The organism is Herbidospora solisilvae (assembly GCF_009901565.1).
Taxonomy (GTDB): Bacteria; Actinomycetota; Actinomycetes; order Streptosporangiales; family Streptosporangiaceae; genus Herbidospora; species Herbidospora solisilvae.
The window spans coordinates 286,915-305,136 of the sequence record NZ_WXEW01000009.1 but is presented as its reverse complement, the minus strand read 5'-3'; the positions used below and the strand labels follow the sequence as shown (position 1 = coordinate 305,136).

General features: G+C 69.1%; 17 protein-coding genes. 9 read left to right on the top strand and 8 right to left on the bottom strand.

The window, feature by feature from the left end; all coding sequences use genetic code 11:
- The first annotated feature begins 26 nt into the window (after positions 1-26).
- The 4 genes from GT755_RS29900 to GT755_RS29885 all read left to right on the top strand — a co-directional run bounded on the left by GT755_RS29900 (position 27) and on the right by GT755_RS29885 (position 3,671).
- A complete protein-coding gene (locus tag GT755_RS29900; RefSeq protein WP_161482920.1) occupies positions 27-899 on the top strand; it encodes an aldo/keto reductase family oxidoreductase in 873 nt (290 codons plus the stop codon).
- A 478-nt stretch (positions 900-1,377) separates the two neighbouring features.
- Positions 1,378-1,803 (top strand): hypothetical protein, encoded by a 426-nt coding sequence (locus tag GT755_RS29895; RefSeq protein ID WP_202610672.1) that lies wholly within the window; start codon positions 1,378-1,380, stop codon positions 1,801-1,803.
- Positions 1,800-2,906, top strand: coding sequence for an SMP-30/gluconolactonase/LRE family protein (locus GT755_RS29890; RefSeq protein ID WP_161482919.1), 1,107 nt, complete (start codon positions 1,800-1,802; stop codon positions 2,904-2,906). Before GT755_RS29895 ends, GT755_RS29890 begins: the two co-directional genes overlap by 4 nt.
- A gap of 87 nt (positions 2,907-2,993) precedes the next feature.
- Positions 2,994-3,671: a MerR family transcriptional regulator gene (locus tag GT755_RS29885; protein WP_161482918.1), complete on the top strand. Its 678-nt coding sequence runs from the start codon at positions 2,994-2,996 to the stop codon at positions 3,669-3,671.
- Between the two features lie 105 nt (positions 3,672-3,776).
- On the opposite strand, the gene GT755_RS29880 is transcribed toward GT755_RS29885, so the two are convergent.
- Both GT755_RS29880 and GT755_RS29875 read right to left on the bottom strand, forming a co-directional pair.
- Positions 3,777-4,082 carry a hypothetical protein gene (locus GT755_RS29880; RefSeq protein WP_202610671.1) on the bottom strand — a complete coding sequence of 102 codons (306 nt, stop codon included), beginning with the start codon at positions 4,080-4,082 and terminating at the stop codon, positions 3,777-3,779.
- Between the two features lie 80 nt (positions 4,083-4,162).
- Complete coding sequence (locus tag GT755_RS29875) at positions 4,163-5,305, bottom strand: FAD-dependent oxidoreductase (RefSeq protein ID WP_161482917.1); 1,143 nt, start codon at positions 5,303-5,305, stop codon at positions 4,163-4,165.
- Positions 5,306-5,417: 112 nt separating this feature from the next.
- Here GT755_RS29875 and GT755_RS29870 point away from each other — a divergent pair, with 112 nt between their 5' ends.
- Positions 5,418-6,116 (top strand): TetR/AcrR family transcriptional regulator, encoded by a 699-nt coding sequence (locus tag GT755_RS29870; RefSeq protein WP_161482916.1) that lies wholly within the window; start codon positions 5,418-5,420, stop codon positions 6,114-6,116.
- A gap of 88 nt (positions 6,117-6,204) precedes the next feature.
- On the opposite strand, the gene GT755_RS29865 is transcribed toward GT755_RS29870, so the two are convergent.
- Together GT755_RS29865 and GT755_RS29860 are read right to left on the bottom strand one after the other, a co-directional pair.
- Entirely contained in the window at positions 6,205-6,879 is a 675-nt protein-coding gene (locus GT755_RS29865; protein ID WP_161482915.1) for a response regulator, read from the bottom strand.
- Complete coding sequence (locus tag GT755_RS29860; protein WP_161482914.1) at positions 6,876-8,183, bottom strand: sensor histidine kinase; 1,308 nt, start codon at positions 8,181-8,183, stop codon at positions 6,876-6,878. The genes GT755_RS29865 and GT755_RS29860 overlap by 4 nt, the downstream gene beginning before the upstream one ends.
- A gap of 216 nt (positions 8,184-8,399) precedes the next feature.
- Here GT755_RS29860 and GT755_RS29855 point away from each other — a divergent pair, with 216 nt between their 5' ends.
- The 3 genes from GT755_RS29855 to GT755_RS29845 all read left to right on the top strand — a co-directional run bounded on the left by GT755_RS29855 (position 8,400) and on the right by GT755_RS29845 (position 12,740).
- Positions 8,400-9,521 carry an alpha/beta hydrolase family protein gene (locus GT755_RS29855; protein ID WP_161482913.1) on the top strand — a complete coding sequence of 374 codons (1,122 nt, stop codon included), beginning with the start codon at positions 8,400-8,402 and terminating at the stop codon, positions 9,519-9,521.
- 134 nt (positions 9,522-9,655) lie between these two features.
- Positions 9,656-11,464, top strand: coding sequence for a 3-oxoacyl-[acyl-carrier-protein] synthase III C-terminal domain-containing protein (locus GT755_RS29850; protein WP_161482912.1), 1,809 nt, complete (start codon positions 9,656-9,658; stop codon positions 11,462-11,464).
- A 130-nt stretch (positions 11,465-11,594) separates the two neighbouring features.
- Entirely contained in the window at positions 11,595-12,740 is a 1,146-nt protein-coding gene (locus GT755_RS29845; RefSeq protein ID WP_161482911.1) for a hypothetical protein, read from the top strand.
- Positions 12,741-12,788: 48 nt separating this feature from the next.
- On the opposite strand, the gene GT755_RS29840 is transcribed toward GT755_RS29845, so the two are convergent.
- The 3 genes from GT755_RS29840 to GT755_RS29830 form a co-directional block, all read right to left on the bottom strand.
- Positions 12,789-13,655 (bottom strand): leishmanolysin-related zinc metalloendopeptidase, encoded by an 867-nt coding sequence (locus tag GT755_RS29840; protein WP_161482910.1) that lies wholly within the window; start codon positions 13,653-13,655, stop codon positions 12,789-12,791.
- Between the two features lie 279 nt (positions 13,656-13,934).
- Positions 13,935-14,810 (bottom strand): alpha/beta fold hydrolase, encoded by an 876-nt coding sequence (locus tag GT755_RS29835; RefSeq protein ID WP_161482909.1) that lies wholly within the window; start codon positions 14,808-14,810, stop codon positions 13,935-13,937.
- Positions 14,810-15,199 carry a hemerythrin domain-containing protein gene (locus GT755_RS29830; protein WP_161482908.1) on the bottom strand — a complete coding sequence of 130 codons (390 nt, stop codon included), beginning with the start codon at positions 15,197-15,199 and terminating at the stop codon, positions 14,810-14,812. Before GT755_RS29830 ends, GT755_RS29835 begins: the two co-directional genes overlap by 1 nt.
- Positions 15,200-16,076: 877 nt before the next feature.
- Between GT755_RS29830 and GT755_RS40055 the strand changes: the two genes are divergently transcribed.
- Positions 16,077-17,540, top strand: coding sequence for an arabinofuranosidase catalytic domain-containing protein (locus tag GT755_RS40055; RefSeq protein WP_161482907.1), 1,464 nt, complete (start codon positions 16,077-16,079; stop codon positions 17,538-17,540).
- 79 nt (positions 17,541-17,619) lie between these two features.
- On the opposite strand, the gene GT755_RS29820 is transcribed toward GT755_RS40055, so the two are convergent.
- The gene (locus GT755_RS29820; RefSeq protein WP_328794535.1) at positions 17,620-17,973 is read right to left on the bottom strand and encodes a LacI family DNA-binding transcriptional regulator; all 354 of its coding nucleotides are present in this window, start codon (positions 17,971-17,973) and stop codon (positions 17,620-17,622) included.
- Between the last annotated feature and the right edge of the window lie 249 nt (positions 17,974-18,222).

Here is an 18,222-nt window from a genome sequence, read left to right as displayed (position 1 = left end):
CACCAGACAGGACGAAAGGCACCACGATGAACGCGCCGACCACCTCACTTCCCGGCGGCACCTGGACGCTGGGCGACGCGACCGTCACCCGGTTCGGTTACGGCGCGATGCAACTCGCCGGCCCATGGGTCATGGGACCACCCGCCGACCACGACGGCGCCCTGGCGGTTCTGCACGAAGCCGTCGCGTCCGGAATCACCCACATCGACACCAGCGACGCGTACGGACCGCGCGTCACCAACGAGCTGATCCGCGAAGCCCTGCACCCCTACCCGGAGTCGTTGTTCATCGCCACCAAGGTGGGGGCCATCCGAGACGCGCAAGGCGGCTGGCCCACCGCCCGACGACCCCAGGATCTGCGCGAGCAGGTCCACGCCAACCTCCGGTCCCTTGGAATCGAGACCCTCGACCTGGTCAACATGCGCATGGGCGACGCCGAAGGCCCCAAGTCCGGGTCGCTCGCCGAGGCGTTCGGGACCCTCGCCGACCTCCAGCGCGAGGGCCTGATCCGTCACCTCGGGGTCAGCAACGCCACCACCGAGCAGATCGCCGAGGCCCGCGGCATCGCCCCGATCGTCTGCGTGCAGAACATGTACAACCTCGCCCACCGCCACGACGACCACCTCATCGACACGCTCGCCGCCGACGGCATCGCCTACGTGCCGTTCTTCCCGCTGGGAGGCTTCACGCCGCTGCAATCCGACGTGCTCTCCAAGGTCGCGGCACGGCTGGGGGCGACGCCGATGTCGGTGGCGCTGGCCTGGTTGTTGCGGCGCTCACCGAACATCCTGCTCATCCCCGGCACGTCGTCGACGGCACATCTGAGGGAGAACATCGTGGGCGCGGGGCTCTCCCTCTCCGATGAGGACATGGCCGACCTGGAGACGATCGGCCGCTGAACACTCTCGGATGTCCACGGTTGTCAGCAACTGATCGCTCGTGCCCGTCATGGTGTCGGGCGCTGAAGCGCGCCGGGTCTGATGGAGGCGAAGGGCAGCCGGATGACGCTCTGGTTGCCGATTCCCAGGTTGGTCGCCGATCGCACTCCAGACCTCGACCTGCACCGAGCCGTTGGCCCCCTCTCGCGGCTACGACGCCGAGTGGTCGGTCCGTTTAGACAAACCGGCCCCAACGGTCCCGGCCCATCCCTGATCGGAATTCGATACGGCACGGACCCCGCCGGCGATCCTGCCTCGCTGTGGATCTCCGAGATCGACATCCGGCGCCCTGGCTGGAGCTCGTGCGCGGCCGGAAGGAACTCCTCGCTCTCGTCGGGCCGATCACCGTGGCAGGCCGGCTCATCGCACGGTTGCTACCAGCACAGCCGTAACCTACAGTGTGAACCACCACTATCTATAGTGCCACTGGAGGTTACATATGAGGGTCGGAGAGATCGCGACACGCACCGCGTTAATTGGAATGGGGGTGTTCACAGCGGTGCCGGTGCTGGCGGTGTTCCAGCCTGAGCAGCTCGGCTCCTACGGCATATCCGATCCCGAGCCGATGGTTCTCACGCTTCTTCAGCACCGCGGGGTGTTTCAGTTCCTTGCGGGCATCGCGCTCGTGTGGTCGGCGTTTCGTCAGGATGTGCGCGTGCCGGTCGCCGTCGGCGTGATCGTCTCCAAGAGCTCAGCAGTGGCGCTCACGATCACGCGGCCGGACGCTCAGGCGCTGGTCAACCCCTTCATCCAGGCATTCGACATCGCCTGTGTCCTCGTGCTGGCAGCGATCATCGCGCAGACCGCCGTGGCCCGCCGTGGCAGCACGAGGGGACGTACCCGAGTCACGGAGGCGGCCGCATGAGCCCTCCCCCCAGGAGCCGTCGAAGGCGGGTACTGATCGGCGCGGCCGCTGTCCTTGTCGTCGTGCCTGTCCTTGCCGTCCCCGTCTTCCTCCTGGCGGTCCCGCCCCCGATCGCCGATTTCCATCCCGAGGCGTGGACGCCAGGAGCAGCGATCACGATCGATTCGTCGTCGCAAACCGAGGTCAAGGCGACTCCGATCATGACGGAGGCGCCGTACGGGCCGGAGGACATCGCGATCGACGACGCGGGCGCGGTCTACACCGGTGACCGGGACGGAAACATCATCCGAGTGGCGCCTGACGGATCCTCTGAGAGGTTCGCGGAAGTCGGGGGACGCCCTCTCGGCCTCGCCTTCGACGCGGATCAGAATCTGATCATCGCCAACCACGGGGCGGGGCTCCAGTCCGTCTCCCCGAACGGAACGGTGACCCTGCTCGCCGGCGAGGCGGGAGGGCGGCCGATCCTCTTCGCGAACGATCTGGTCATCGGCTCCGACGGTGTGATCTGGTTCACCGACTCGAGCTCGCGATACAACACGACCACCCTCGGCGACATGCCGTCCTATCTCGTACCCGACTTCGTCGACGGCCGGCCGACCGGCCGCCTGCTCCGCTACGACCCCGCGACGGCCTCGATCTCTGAGGTACTCGACGAGTTGTACTTCCCGAACGGAATCGCCTTCGACGCCGATGAGGAGGCGTTGAGGATCGCGGAATCGACGCGCTATCGGATCCTCGAATACTCACTCGAGAACCGCGAACGTGATGTGCTGATCGATGACCTCCCCGGTGTACCGGACGGAATGAACGTCGACGCTGACGGATCACTACTCGTCGCCCTATACGACCGCTCCGAGGCACTCGACTCCCTGATCTTCCCCACTGCGCTGGCTCGCGAGATCATGATTCGCCTTCCCGGCTCCCTCTTCGTCAACGAAGAGAACCCGCTGACCGGCGGCGTGCTCGTGCTCGAACCGGGCGGCACGGTGCGGCATTGGTACAGGGGCCTCGACCCGGCAGCGACGAACGTCGTCCCGCACGATGGTCGGTGGTACGTCGGTGCACTGCTCGGCCAACCGGTGCGGGTCCTGCCGGCGCCCTGATCTGATCGCGGTCTCCTTCGAGCGCGACTCCGCGTTATCTATAGTGGCGGTCGTCGAGAAATGTCGTGAGGAGCCCAGCACGTGCGGATGGCGGAACTGAGCGAACGATCCGGGGTGCCGATCCCGACGATCCGCTACTACCTCCGGGAAGGCCTGTTGCCCCAGGGGCGTTTCACGAGCCCCAATCAGGCGAGCTACGACGAAGCCCATGTCCACCGCCTCGGCCTGATCCGTGCCATGGTCGAAATCGGCGAGATGCCGATCGCCACCGTCGGAAAGCTCTTCCGCCACCTGGAGAACCCCTCTCCAGGTGGCGGAAACGACGATGAGTCCAGGACGCTCGGGCTCGTCCAGTACGCCCTCGTACGCCAGAAGTCATCGTCCGCAGGAGAAGACCCGGCTGACGGATCCGACGTGGTCAGCACCCTCCTCGAACGTCTTTCCTGGAATGTCCGCGAGCAGCACCCCGCACGATCCGTCCTCGCCGCCGCCGTCGGGAATCTCCGCCGGCTCGGACAGGACGACATCCTGGCCCTGCTCGACCGCTACGCGGCCGCGGCACACGAACTCGCCGAGGCCGAGGTTGCGCTGACACTCGCCCGGACCGGGATCGATCAGCGCGCCGAGGCCGTGGTCCTGGTCGGCGTGCTCGGCGACGCCATGCTCGGCGCACTTCGACGTCTCGCGCAGGAGGACGTCGTCATTCGGGAAATCGGCGTACCTACCGATTCGACGGCATCGGCTACCTCTGATCGGCCGGCCTGACAGCCCCGAGCAGCCCGTCGTGCGAGGTGGTCGCAGGAGAACGACCACCGATGCTTTTATCGCTTGAGCGCCGTCATGGGCCCGGTTTTTCGCACAATGCAAGTCTCAGAAGGACTCGGGCAGATACAGATCGACGGCGATCCCGTCGCCGTGGCTGACGGTCAGGTCGACCGGGTCGGTCCACCGTGATGTGCCGGCCGGGATCTCGATCGACGACTGCCCGTCGACGGAGACCTCGACGAAGCGTCCGCAGACTCCGATGGCGCTTCGTGCGATCCGAACGGCGCCGTCCCCGAAGAGATTGCACAGCTCTACCCGGACGCGGCTGCCGCCGATGCTCGCGGGCACGGTCATGCGGACGGTGACATCGTCGAAGGGCGGCTCGTCATCCTCACCGCGGAAGTCGGTCATGGCCTGGGTCCACGTCGGCGCCCAGCCCATGCCGTCATCGGTCTCGTATGTGCTCACGCCGGCCTCTTCTTGGTCTGCTGTCACTCGGCCTGGTCGGCGGCGGTGAAGAGGTCGAGGAATCCGGACGGTGCGTTGTCGCCGATCATGAGGTTCAGCATGTCGTGCGCCTCGGCGTAGAAGGGTTCGGTTCGCGGGAACAGCGCCTCTTCGTAGGCGGTGAGAGCCGCCTCGACGTCGTCGGGGTGAGCGGCGATCGCCTTGCCGAGTTCGGCGCCGTCGAACATCGCCAGGTTCGCGCCGTCACCGGACGGCGGCATCAGGTGAGCGGCATCGCCGAGGAGCGTCACTCCGGGCACGCGCTCCCATCGGTGTCCGTCCGGGAGTGTGTGGATCGGGCGGGCGACCGGAGCGGTCTCGCCGTCGGTGATCAGCGCGGTGAGCTCCGGGGCCCAGCCGTCGAACTCGGCCGCGATCCGGGCGGTCGCGGCGGTGGCGTCGGTGAAGTCGATGGCGGCGATCCACTCGGCGGAGCGGTTCAGCTCCACGTACGTGTGCAGGATGTTCCCCGCCTCGCGATGCGCGATGATCCCCTTGCCCGGAGCCAGTGCGTACATCGCGCCGACGCCGACCGCCTCGGCCGCCGCGGGGTGCCGCTCGTCGGCGTCGTACAGGTAGATGTCGATGAATGTCGTGCCGGTGTACCGGGGTTCGGCATCGGAGAGCAGTGGGCGGACCTTCGACCAGGCGCCGTCGGCGCCGACGAGGAGACCGGTGGTCACGGTCGTGCCGTCGGTGAAGGTCAACTCGTGTCGGCCGTCGCCGAGGGGCCGGACACCGGTGGCCTTGTGTCCCCACCGGACCGTCTGATCGGGCAGGGAGTCGAGCAGAATCCGGCGCAGGTCTCCGCGGAGCACTTCGGGACGCCGCTCCGTGCCGTCGTCGGGAGCGTCGAACAGCAGCTTGCCGTCCTGGTCGAGCACGCGCGACGCCTCGGCGCCCTCGTGGATGATCGCGCGAAACTCCTCGGTGAGGCCGGCGTCGGCGAGCGCGCGCTGCCCGTCGGCCTCATGGATGTCGAGTTGGCCGCCCTGCGTGCGGGACTTCTGGGAGGGATCGGCCTCGTAGACCGTCGCCGGGATGCCGTGGACGTGCAGGACCCGGGCGAGAGTCAGGCCGCCGAGGCCGGCGCCGACGATGGCGATCGGATGGTGGCTGGTGTTCATGGGTTTCCTCGTTTCCGCACGGCGCGGCGTCGGGCACGTACCCGGCGTCCATATGGACCGGCGTTCCATTAGCAATATGGAACACCGGTCCAGGGTGTGTCAAAATGAGGTCATGCAGCGGACGCGAGGAAGAGCACCCACCGGGGGGCGGGCCGGCGCCCTCTCACAAGAGCTGATCGTCGGCGCGGCCGTCTCGCTGCTGGACGAGCTGGGCGAGCGGGGGCTCACCTTTAGGCTGCTGGCCAAAGCGCTGAACACCGGGCCCGGCGCGCTGTACTGGCACGTGTCGAACAAGGACGAGTTGGTCGCCCTGGCCGCCGATCAGGTGCTCGGCCAGGCCTTCGCCGCACACCCGAGCCTTGAGGAAGAGGCTGTCTCCGCGCTGCGCGTGCTTGCCGTCGCCGTCTTCGACGCCCTTGACCGGCACCCGTGGGCGGCGTCCCACGTCTCCGCACCGCCCACGCTGGCGAACGCGCTGCGCCTGCTCGACCGCATCGGCACCCTGGTCGCACGAACCGGGCTGCCGGCCGAACGGCATTTCGCGGTCTCCACCGCGATCTCCTACTACATAACCGGCGTCAGCGCCCAGATCATCGCCCCGCGCATCACCCACGACGCGACCGTCAGCCGCGACGACTTCCTCGCCCAGACCGCCCAACGCTGGGAAGAACTCGACCCGGCCGACTACCCCTTCCTGACACGCACCACCCAGCACCTGCGCGACCATGCCGATCGTGACCAGTTCATCGCCGGCCTCGACATGCTCCTGGACGGCCTGAGCACGACCGCGCACCCGCGAACGCCCGCATGACGCCGCAGCCCCGGTAGCGCTGGTGCCACTCGGTCACCAGGTTCGAGGACCTTGCGGCTGTTGGAGGCGCACGCAGTGTCAGGGACTGTCACGTCGCGCCTGGGGATACCAGCCCGGTCTCGTACGCGAGCACGACGGCCTGGACCCGGTCCCTGAGCCCGAGTTTGGCCAGGATGCGGGCCACGTGGGTCTTCACCGTCGCCGGGCTGAGAGTCAGCCGTTCGGCGAGCTCGACGTTGCTCAGCCCGGTGGCCAGCAGCCGCAGCACCTCCAGCTCCCGGGCGGTCAGCTCCGCCAGGTCACGGCGCAGGGCCGGAGGACCGGCGTCGTCCCGGCGGGCGAACCGCTCGACCAGGCGCCGGGTGATGGCCGGGGCGAGCAGGGCGTCGCCGGTGCGCACCAAGGTCACCGCGGCCACCAGGTGCTCGGGGGTGACGTCCTTGAGCAGGAAGCCGCCGGCCCCGGCGGCGAGCGCGGTGTAGACGTAGTGGTCGAGGTCGTAGGTGGTCAGGATGAGCACGCGGGTGCCGCCGGCCGCGTCGTCGGCAAGGATGCGCCGGGTGGCCTCGATGCCGTCCATGTGCGGCATCCTGATGTCCATGAGGACGACGTCCGGCCTGGTACGCCGGGCCACCTCCACCGCCTCGGCGCCGTCTGCCACCTCAGCCGTCACCTCGATGCCGTCAGCGGCCAGGATCATCCGGAACCCGGTGCGGACCAGGGCCTGATCGTCGGCGATGAGCACGCGGAGAGGGTTGCTCATGAGGCTCGCCACGGTACCCGGGCCAAGATCCGGTAACCTCCCGCGGGGGTGTGTCCCGCGTTCAGGGTGCCGCCGTAGACGGCCAGCCGTTCGCGCAGCCCGATCAGCCCGCGCCCACCCGTCTGCGACGGGCCGCGCCGCGCACCGCCGGTGTCGGCGACCTCGATCTCCAGCCGATCGCCCTCGTGGCGGATCGAGACGGACGCCGCCGCGCCCGCCGCGTGCTTGATCGTGTTCGTCAGGGCCTCCTGGACCACACGGTAGGCGGCCAGATCGACCCCGGCGGGCAGCGGGCCGGGCGGCAACGACAGCTCGACGCCGACCGGGATCCCGGCGGCCCGGACCCGGGTGACCAGCGCGTCGAGCTGATCGAGCCCGGGTTGCGGACCGGGCGGCCCGCTCTGCGTGACCTCGTTCTCGGTGGCCAGCAGGCCCATGACGTGACGGAGTTCGGACATGGCCGCCCGGCCGCCCGCCTCGATCGCGAGCAGCGCGCGCTTCGACTCCGCGGGCTCAGCGTCCATGACCTTGCGCGCCGCCCCGGCCTGGATCACCATCACGCTCACGTTGTGGGTCACGATGTCGTGCAGTTCGGCGGCGATCCTGGCTCGCTCCTCGTCGACGGCCGCGCGCATGGCCTGCGCCTGGGCCCGCTGGAGCGCGTCCATGCGATCCCGGCCGGCCCGCAGCCGCCCCTGCCAGAAACGGACGGCCACCGCCAGCACCCCCGCCCCCGCCAGCACGACGATGGGGCCCAGCCAGGACGGCAGCGCGGGGACGACGTCCTGGAAGACCACGCCGGTCAGCACGGCCGCCGCCGCCAGTCCGCCCGCCGCCGCCAGCCGGTGACGGCTGCAGGCGAGCGCGCCGTAGGCGGCCACGGCGCAGGCGAGCACGGTGATCCACGTCGCGGCCTCATGGGTGGCCAGCGCGGCGAGCACGACCGTCCAGAAGACGGCCAGCGGGTACCGGCGCCGCACCGCCAGCGGCAACGCGGTCAGGACCACCAGCAGCGGGTGCGGCCCCTGCTCTGAGCCGGACCGCAGACTCGGCGGGGCCGGGCTCACCGGCCGGGCGGGTGGATCGGGACGCAGCCGCAGGGACACCGCCGCCGGCCCCTGCCGTCCCTCGGTGGACGCGTCGTGCAGATCGGCCACCGCGGCCACCGCCAGCACGGTCAGCAGCAGCGCGAACACCAGATCGGCCACCAGCGCTCCGCGTGACGGCCGGGCGCGCGTCTCCTCCGGGCGCAACACCTCCCGCATGTACTGCCGCCACATCCGTGACCTTCGTTCCACCGTCATCGGGCCATTGTCACGACTGCGCGACCGGCCACGCATCCGTCCCGATGACGGGAGCGCCGTCCACCCGGACTACATCGGAGTGATGACACCGGGCTCGGATCGTTCCTCGGAGCTACCCGGATTCGGCACGACGGCCGACGCGCCCGCCGCATGACCACGCCTAGCGTCGTCCCGGCCGCGGACGACCGCGGCCTCCGGAGAAAAGGCGACCCACTGATGCATCTTGCAAGAACGATGGCCCTCACCCTGGCCGGGCTACTCACCCTCACGGTCCCCACTCCCCCCGCCGCTGCTGCGGCACCGCGGCTGCCCGCGCCGACGGGCTCCCACACGGTCGGCGTCACCTCCCTCCATCTGAAGGACGCCTCCCGGAGCGACCCATGGGTCCCAGCGACGAAGTCGAGGGAGCTGATGATCTCCCTGTGGTACCCGGCAGCCGGGACGCGAGGCAGGCACCAGGCCCCGTACGTGACGCCGAAGGAGTCTGAGCTGCTGATCAAGGACGCGGAGCTGCCCGTCCCGCCGGACACGTTGAGCAAGGTGCGGACCAACGCCTTCACCGACGCCGTGCCGACAGGCCGCAGGCACGGCCTGCCCCTGGTGGTGCTCTCCCCCGGCCTCGGCTCCCCGCGCAGCTCACTCACCAGCCTGGCCGAGGACCTGGCCAGCAGGGGCAACGTGGTGGTCGGGATCGACCACACCTACGAGAGCGTCGCCACCGCCTTCCCCGACGGGCGGGTCACCACGTGCGTCGCCTGCGGGAACAAGGACCGGGACTTCGGGGAGCAGGTGGTCCGCAGCCGCGCGGCGGATGTCTCCTTCGTCCTCGACCAGCTCACCGGCGCGAAGCCGAAATGGCGGGGAGCCGCGCTGATCGACCGGTCGCGCATCGGAATGGCCGGCCAGTCCGTCGGCGGCGCGAGCAGCATCGCGGCCATGGTGCGCGACAAGCGCATTCGCGCCGGGGTCAACCTGGACGGCACCACCTTCGCCCCGATCCCCGAGCGCGGCCTGGCCCGGCCGTTCCTGTTCATGGGATCGCCGACGATGCACAGCCCCGGAGGCAGGGACGGGAGCTGGGGACGCGACTGGAAGCAGCTGACCGGCTGGAAGCGGTGGCTGGTGGTGACCGGAGCGGAGCACGCGTCCTTCACCGACGTCCCGCTGCTGGCCGAACAGCTCGGCATCGATCTCGGGTTCGCCCTGACCGGAGCCCGCTCCGCGGAGATCACCCGCACCTACGTCGCCGCCTTCTTCGCCCGCCACCTCACCGGGAGGCCGCAGCCCCTGCTGGACAAGCCGTCCGCCCACTATCCCGAGGTGACCTTCGGCGGCTAGGCCCGATTTGTCCAAGCGGGGCTGGTGCGCCATGCGTCATCGGGATCGAGGTCGAGTGGCCAGTGGCGACAGCGAGGGTAGACCGCTGGCGGAATGTTCCGCCCCGGGCCAGTCCCGGAACGTAGAGTCGACGAATGGCCCGAACGGTCATCGACTCCATCGGGGTGGCGACCCCCTCCCGAACCGTCACCACCCGTGACGTCGTCGGCGGCTGCCTTCGGCCGCTCGATTTGCCGTTGGAGCTGATGACCGGCATCGTCTCGCGGCGAGTGGCCGGCGAGGGCGAATACTCGGTCGATCTGGCGGCCAGAGCGGGGCTCGACTGCCTGTCACGGTCGTCGATCGCGGCCGAGGAGATCGACCTGCTGATCAACACGAGCATCTCGCGGATCGACGGGCCCTCGTGGGCGACCTACGAACCGGCCCTCGCCACGCGGCTGCGTCTTCTGCTCGGCTGCCGGAACGCCTGGACGTTCGACCTGGCGAACGCGTGCGCCGGCACGTTCACCGGCATCTGGCTCGCCGACGCGCTGATCCGTGCGGGGCGGGTGCGCACCGCGCTGGTCGTCAGCGGCGAGTTCGTCTCCCATCTGATCTCCACGGCTCAGCTCGAGATCGACGGCAGGCACGACTCGCGCATCGCCTGCCTGACCCTCGGCGACGCGGGCGCGGCGGTGCTGCTGACCCGCTCCGGCGACGACCGCACCGGACTGGAGCACATCGGGCTGCGCACCCTCGGGGAGCACCACGCGCTGTGCGTGGCCGGGCCCTCCGATCGGCCACACGGCGGCGCGGTGATGAAGACCCAGATGGCCGCGCTGGCGGCGGTCGGCATCCGCGAGTCGATCGCGCACGCCGCCGAATCGCTCGCCGAGCTCGACCTGACTGTCGGCGACGTCGACCGGTTCATCCCGCACCAGACCTCGTCCGTCGCCATCAGGGCTGGAATCCGCCACGCCAACCGCGTGTTCGGCGTCGACGCCCTGCACGAGGGCAACGTCATCGACAACCTGGCGACGTGGGGCAACACGTCCACGACCGCCCACCTTGTCGCCCTCTACGACGCCGCGAGAGACGGCCGCGTCGAGTCGGGTCAGCGGGTGCTCTTCGAGATCGCCGCCTCCGGCGTGACCGTCGGCACCGCCGTCTACACCCTCGACGACCTGCCCGCCCGCCTCGTCGGAGGCCGCAGTTCGACCCGGCCCACGCCCTCCGCGACACCGGCTCCGCTGCGCGGGGTCCGCATCGGCGCCGTCGGGCTGGCCACCGAGGGCGCCACCACGATCGAGCTGCTCCGCGAGGCGATCACCGGCTGCCTGGCCGGCCGTGACCAGCCCGACCTGCTCATCCACACCGGGGTGTACGTCACCGGCCTGATCGCCGAACCCGCCGTCGCCGCTATCGCGGCGGGCGAACTCGGCCTCGGAGGCGACTTCCTCGGCTTCGACCTCACCAACGGCGGCCTGGGCACCCTCGACGCCTGCCGGGTGGCCGCCGAGCTCATCAGCGCCGGGGCGGTGCGGACGGTGCTGGTCGCCGCGTCCGAAGACGGCGGCGGCGTGCGGCGCCGGGGGTCGGCGCTGCTCCTCGAAGCGGGCGACGGCGGTTTCGCCGGTTTCCACTCCCGCCACTTCGACGAGCACCTCGCCGACTTCCACGCGACCGCGGTGCAGGAAGACGGCCGCAGCTTCGTGCGTGCGGGCGACCGCCGGCTGCTCGCCGACCGCACCGCCGCGCTCGTTCCCCAGGTCGTGGCCGAGTTGCTGGCCGCTCACGGCGTGACGGAAGAGGAGGTCACCACCGTTCTGATGCCGGACCCCGAGCTGTTCACCTCGGCGCTGCCGTTCGCGTTCGCGACGCTCGAGGCCGCCCCCGGAGATCTCGTGGTCATCGTCGGGGCGGCGAGCGGAATTGAGATCGGCGCGGCGTTGTATCGGATGTGATCACGCATTTAGCATGCGTCCGGGAGAGCAGATGAGCGAACCACGCACGCAGTTCGATCCATTCGACTTCATACCCATATTCCCTGGCCGATTACGTGACAAGGGAATCAGCTGGATCCTCCTCACCGGGTTGGTCATCTTCCTGGTCACCGTGGCGTGCACCCTCATCGAGGGCACCTTCGGGCGGCCGGACGATTTCCGTTTTCCGGCCGACGTCGCTTATGCGTTGACCGGTTCCGGCAACGCATCCGAACCGAATTTCCCGCTGCTCCGTGACTTCACCAGCCTGCTGTGCGGGTTCCTGGTGGTGACCGGTTTCGCGTTACTGCACCGTAACTGGCACCATGTCTCGACCGCCCTCACGCAGTTGCGGGAATCCCGCACGATTGTGCCCCGCCTGGTGCCCAGGTCGAACGTGTTCTCCCGGGTGCTCGGCATCGACCGGCTGCTCGCGGGCGACGAGGGCACCGCGCTCGACCGGCTCGACCACAAGTTCGGCGGCGTCACCGCCCGGACCAAGCTGGTGCTCTCCGGTTCGGTCGTCCTCGGCAGCTTCATCTTCGCGACGCTGCTCGCCAACGGCCTGAGCCAGAACGCCTTCCGGGTCTTCGCCCCCCGCGGAGTCTCGGCAGTCGAGCAGGCCGCATGGATCGACATGGCCAAGCAGAACTGGTGGGCCGGGCCGGAACACCCGCTGGGCGTGGTGATCTACTCCGTGCTGGCGTTCCTGGCGATGGTGCTGATCTTCACGTTCAACGTGGTCGGCGTGCTGACCGTCTATTTCAGCGTCGCCCTCTACTTCGCCGCCGACCTGCGCGCCGACTGGTACAACCGCGACGGCCGCTTCGGCTGGACCCCGGTGGCCCGCGTCTACCGCACGGCCTACTGGGCGCTGGTCGTGCTCGGCACCGCCATCGCCGTCTTGATCGCGGCGCTGGGCAGCAGTGTGCCCATCTCCGTCCTCGGCCTCATTCTCCTGTACGTCCTGCTCGCCCCCGTCTACACCCTGGTGCCGTGGTTGTGCTTCCGGACCGTCGAGCGGGCGGCCAAGGAGGCCCGCGTCGCCGAGCTGTCGGAACTCCTCGCGGACGTCGACGAGCGCGACCTCGGCCAGGTGCAGCCGCTCGTGGCCGAATTCGCCCGGACCAACGCCGCCCGGATCAGGCCGATGCGGCTGCGCACGGTGCCGTTCGGGGCGTTCGCGACGGTCGTCCTGCTGCCGATCGTGCTGACGGGCCTGCAGATCTTCGCCGAGATCGGGCCGGGCAGCCGCTGACGCCAGAAGTCGCGGAAAGGCGTCGAACCGGAGAACTCACCCGACCTTTCAGATGACCATGGGCGGCTGATCGGCGGAGATCCCGCAGGTCAGCATGGTCTCCGGGGCCACCGCGCGCAGGTCGGCGAGCAGGAGCTGCGACGGCAGCACGTACGGCTCGCCGGCGGCCATGTCGACCTGGTAACCCATGTCGGCCAGGGCGGCGGCCGTGAGGCGGCTCATCGGATTGCCGACGCCGGGGGCGACCTTGCTCGTCATGAGTTCCGCGCCGAACACCGACTCGCGCCAGTGGGAGCCGACGCTGCCGGGGCCGCCGACGTTCTCCACCGGGACGACGTGCGGGTCGGTGCTGAACAGCAGGGCGGCGAACTCCTGACCGGCCCGGACCCCGGTGAACACCGGGTCGGTGGTGCCGAGGCCCTGGACGAGGTCGAGTTCCTGCCAGATGCCGCCACCCAGGCCGAGCGTGTGGCCCATCTCGTGGCAGATGACGTCGTGGAGCAGGCCGTTCTCCTCCATCCGGTTCAGGTCGAAGCTGTCGAAGGTCATCTCCCCGACGGCCGGGAGCCGGGTGCCGGAGCGGACCAGGAGCGGCCGGGCCTGCCCCAGGATGTTGCCCTGCGGGGTGCCGGGGCCGTCGATCTCGGCGCCCCGGGCCAGGATGAGGATGTCGTCGACGATCTCCCCGGGGGCGAGGCCGTCCGGGAGTTGTGGCAGGTCGGGGATGGCGACCTCGGGCAGGTCCCCCACGATCACCCGGGCCCAGCGGTCGGCCGCGGCGGCGAACGCCGCCTTCTGGGTGTCGCTGAGGCCGCCCAGGAAGCGGACCTCGATCGTGAACGGCGACCGGGTCTCCGCCACCGCCAGTGCACGCTGCGCGCTGGCGCGTGCCACGTGGAAGTCGAACTCGCCCATTGCTCACCTCTTCATGTGTCTCGTGCCCCGATCTTTCCGCCGCTGGAGGGGCGGCGGCTTGAGTAGCCCGCTACTCAACGGTGCGGGCGGGCGTGGACGCATGCCGAGGGTCCAAAGGCGCTGTTCGACCACGCGGTGAGCTGGCCGCCTCGCAACCCGGTGCTGCTGCCCGAGTGAGCGTTCTGGCGCGACAGGTGTCGGAGGCGCCGTGATATCGCCGCGGCTGGGCTGAGCATGTCGACTCTGCTGTGCCTATGCACATCGACACCGCCGAGGGGATCAGCCGATGTCGAGGTTCTTCCACACGGTGAGCAGCTGGTTGTGAAGTTCGGCAGGAGCGTCTTCGGCGATGTGGTGATCGCTGTCGATGCCTCTGACCGTGAGGTCTGCGTCGATCCACGCGCGCCAGACCGCTGAGATGTCCGGATAGATCTGAGGGAGGTCACTGCGTGTCCCCCACAGGACAAGCGTCGGGCACCGGACTCGGCGACCGGCTTCCCGGTCGGTGTCGTCGTGTCGGCGGTCGATGCCGAGTCCGGCGCGGTAGTCCTCGCACATGGCGTGGATGGTGCGCGGGTCGCTGAGCGCCCGCTGCAGGTCCTCCCATGAGTCCTGTCCCATCTGGTCAGGGCCGTCCTGGTACCAGAGGCTGAGGTTGTTGCCGATGACCGTCTCAGGACCGGGAGCCGGCTGCGCCCGGAAGAACCAGTGCCACCAGCGGGTGGCGAAGTTGGCGTCGCAGCGGGCCAGCGCCTCACCGATCGGAACGATGTCGAGTGCGGTGAGGTGGGCGACGGCGTCGGGATGGTCCAGGGCCAGCCGGAACGCGACGTATCCGCCCCGGTCGTGGCCGACGACGCGGAAGGTTTCGTGGCCCAGCGCGCGCATGAGCTCCAGACAGTCGGCGGCCATCGCCCGTTTCGAGTACGGCCCATGGTCAGGCGTAGTCTCGGGTTTCGAGGATTGGCCGTATCCTCGCAGGTCAGGACAGACGACGGTGTGATTCTCCGCGAGGAGCGGTGCGAGCCGGTGCCAGGTCGTGTGGGTGCGGGGGTGTCCGTGGATCAGTAGGACGGCCGGGCCGGAGCCGCCGTACCGGACACGCAAGGCGACCTCGGAGAGCTGGACCCGGTCGAGAGTGAACCCCTCGAACATCAGTCCGCCAGGGCGGCGGCGAGCTCGTCCTTGGTCATCGAGCTGTAGCCCTCGATGTTCTCCCGCGCCTGCTCGACCAGTTCCTCTTTCGTCCGGCCCTTCGGCTTCGGCGGCTTGGCCTGGCTGAACACGCGGCCCATCTTCATGAGCTTGTCGGGCGGAATGGCCTTGCCGAGGACGGGGAGGGGGTCGCTCTCCTCCTCATCGACATGGTGCTTCACCGCCTTCTCGAACCGCTCCAGCACGGTGGTGAAGTCGCCCTTGCCGGGGTCGGCGGCCATGAGGGTGGCCAGCAGGTGTTCGGCCTCGTGGTGTTCCTCGGTGCCGCGGTCGGTCATGTCCTCGAGCCTGTCGTCCTCGCCACAGATCGGCAGCGAGCCAACGTCCACGCTCAGCATCTTCACGGCGGCCTCGGGGATGGTCTGATCGGACTTCGCACATTCCGCTGCTCGTAGACGGCGGGGGCGGCCTCGGCCGTCTTTGCCGCCGGGGACAGAGTGAGGAGGGCTGCGGCGAGCAGCACGGTCGCGGTCGGGGCGACCCGGCGGCGGAGCCGCGACAGAGGAGCGGGAGCCCGCCGTCTCCTGTCGAGGGGTGTCGTATCGATTCGATGCGGCGCGGAGACCTCAGGGTAGGAGCCGCTCTTAGGGTCTCAAGAGAAGGTTCTACGTGCCCGCCGCTCCTCCTGTCGGGCGCTGACGAGGATCGCAGTATTTCGGCAGGAAGACGGAGAGAGCGACTTCGCCGATGGAGGCAGATCCCTCCATCTAGGGGGATGAAAGTTTCATACTCATCTAACATTTGGACTCCGTCGGCCTGATGAAATCAGACGTACACACTGCCAAGGTGGGCATCCTGGCGTGAGAATGGCACAGGTCTCGAAGTAGCGGAAGGCACGCTCAATGAATAAGCCTACTTATCCTGGAGACATAAGAAGTCGCTGACCACCTGCTTCCGGCGAGGGAACGGCGCCACAAAAAGGCTGTCCAGTTCCTTACACGTGTTGTTGACAGCCCTGGAGGCGAGATCTAGTCTGCGGTCGAATCGATTCGATCCCGCTGTTCCGAGTGTCGTGCATCCCGTAAGTCCTTCCTCGCCTGTGCTCCGCACCTCATGAGGAGAATCCGAGATGAAACGAAGACCGGGCCGCCAACGAGCAGAGCCCCGGCGGGATCCCGGCTGATCATCTAGAACCGGCGATGGCGCGACCAGACGGCAGTCCTGCACCGATACGAACAGCCACAAAAGGAACCAGGAGCTGATTCGATGAACACGAAGAAAAGGCTGGGCCGCCTCATGGCCGCCGCCGGGATCTCGTTACTCGTCGCCGCGAGCGGCTACGTGGCCGTGGCCGCGCCGTCCGCGCAGGCCGCCACCACCGGCCCGTGTGACATCTACGCTTCGGGCGGCACGCCGTGCGTGGCGGCGCACAGCACGACCCGTGCTCTGTACGGCATCTACAACGGCCCGCTCTACCAGGTCAGGCGTTCCTCCGACAACACCACGCGCGACATCGGCGTGCAGAGCGCGGGCGGGGTGGTCAACGCCGCCGCCCAGGACTCCTTCTGCGCCAACACCAACTGCGTGATCACGATCCTGTACGACCAGTCGGGCCGCAACAACCGCCTCACCCAGGCCCCGCCCGGCTACTGGCCCGGTCCCCTCCCCGGCGGATGGGACAACCTCGCCGACGCGAAGGCGGCCCCGATCACCGTCGGCGGCCAGAAGGCCTACGGCGTCCGCATCGAACCCGGCACCGGCTACCGCAACAACAACACCAACGGCGTCGCCACCGGCGACCAGCCCGAAGGCATCTACGCCGTCCTGGACGGCACCCACTACAACCAGTGGTGCTGCTTCGACTACGGCAACGCGCAGACCGACGGCCAGGCCGACGCCCCCGCCATCATGGAGACCGTCTACTTCGGCGCCAACAAGCAGTGGGGCTACGGCGCCGGATCCGGTCCCTGGATCATGGCCGACCTCGAGTGGGGCCTGTTCTCCGGGGTGAACGCGGGCTACAACAACCTCGCCCCGATCAACCACCGCTTCGTCACCGCCATCGTCAAGGGCGAACCCAACCACTGGGCCATCCGCGGCGGCAATGCCCAGTCCGGCGGCCTGACCACCTACTTCGACGGTCGGCGGCCCAACGGCTACCACCCGATGAAGAAGGAGGGCGCCATTCTGCTCGGCATCGGCGGCGACAACAGCGTCTCCGGCCGAGGCACCTTCTTCGAGGGCGTGCTGACCTCCGGTTATCCCACGGAGGCCACCGAGAACGCCGTCCAGGCCAACATCACCGCCGCCGGTTACGCTCCTGCCGGCGGCACCCCCCAGCAGGGCGTCCAGATCGTCGGCGCCCAGTCGAACCGGTGCGTCGACGTGATCAACAACAGCAGCGCCAACGGCTCGGTCGTCCACCTGTGGGACTGCTCCACCACCACGACCACCCAGAAATGGACCCGCACCTCTTCCGGGCAGTTCCAGGTGTCCGGCACCAAGTGCCTGGACGTGTCCGGCGCGGGCGCCGCCGACGGCACCGCGGTCATCACCTGGGACTGCAACGGCCAGGCCAACCAGCAGTGGAACGTCAACTCCGACGGCACCATCACCGCCGTCGGCGCGAACAAGTGCCTGGACGCGTCCGGATACGGCACCGCCAACGGCACCAGGCTGCACATCTGGACCTGTCACGGCGGCGCGAACCAGAAGTGGACCCTGCGATGAACGTGAAGAAGTAGTCAAGACGCCTCATGGCCGTCGCAGTTGGTGGTGTTGTCGCGGTAGCCGGAGCCGGGAGCGGGCCTCATCCTGGTGCGACGGCTCCGGAGTCCCGGCTCGGCGGTGCGGTGCTGGCGCGGACCGTCAACGTGGTGGCGAGTTCGATGCCGACCCGGGCGGGCGCCTCGCCCCGGCCCAGGGCGAGTGCCAGTTCGGTGGCCGCGACGGCCATCTCGGCGAGCGGCTGGTGGACCGTCGTCAGAGGGGGATCCACTAGGGCGGCGACGGGTAGATCGTCGAACCCGACCACGCTCAGGTCCTGCGGGATGCGCGCTCCCACCTCGCGTGCGGCCTGGTAGACGCCAAGTGCCTGCAGGTCGTTGCACGCGAAGATCGACGTCGGGGGGTTCTCCCCCGTCAGCAAGGTGAGGGCCGCCACCGGCCTGGAGCGCGACCCGGGGCTGTGGCCTCGCCTACCGCGCCCCGGCAACCGGCATCACCGTCCACCTGGCCTTGTCGACGCCCGCGACCCCGACATGTTCACGGTCCTGCTCCGCACTCCGGCGCCCGAACCCGGGTCAACGCGGCACGAGCATGAGGAGCAGGACCATGGTGATGCCGACCTGCCGATCGAGTTCGGCCCGCCGCCGCATGTCCGTGGACGGGTGGGAGCCACTGGTAAAGCATC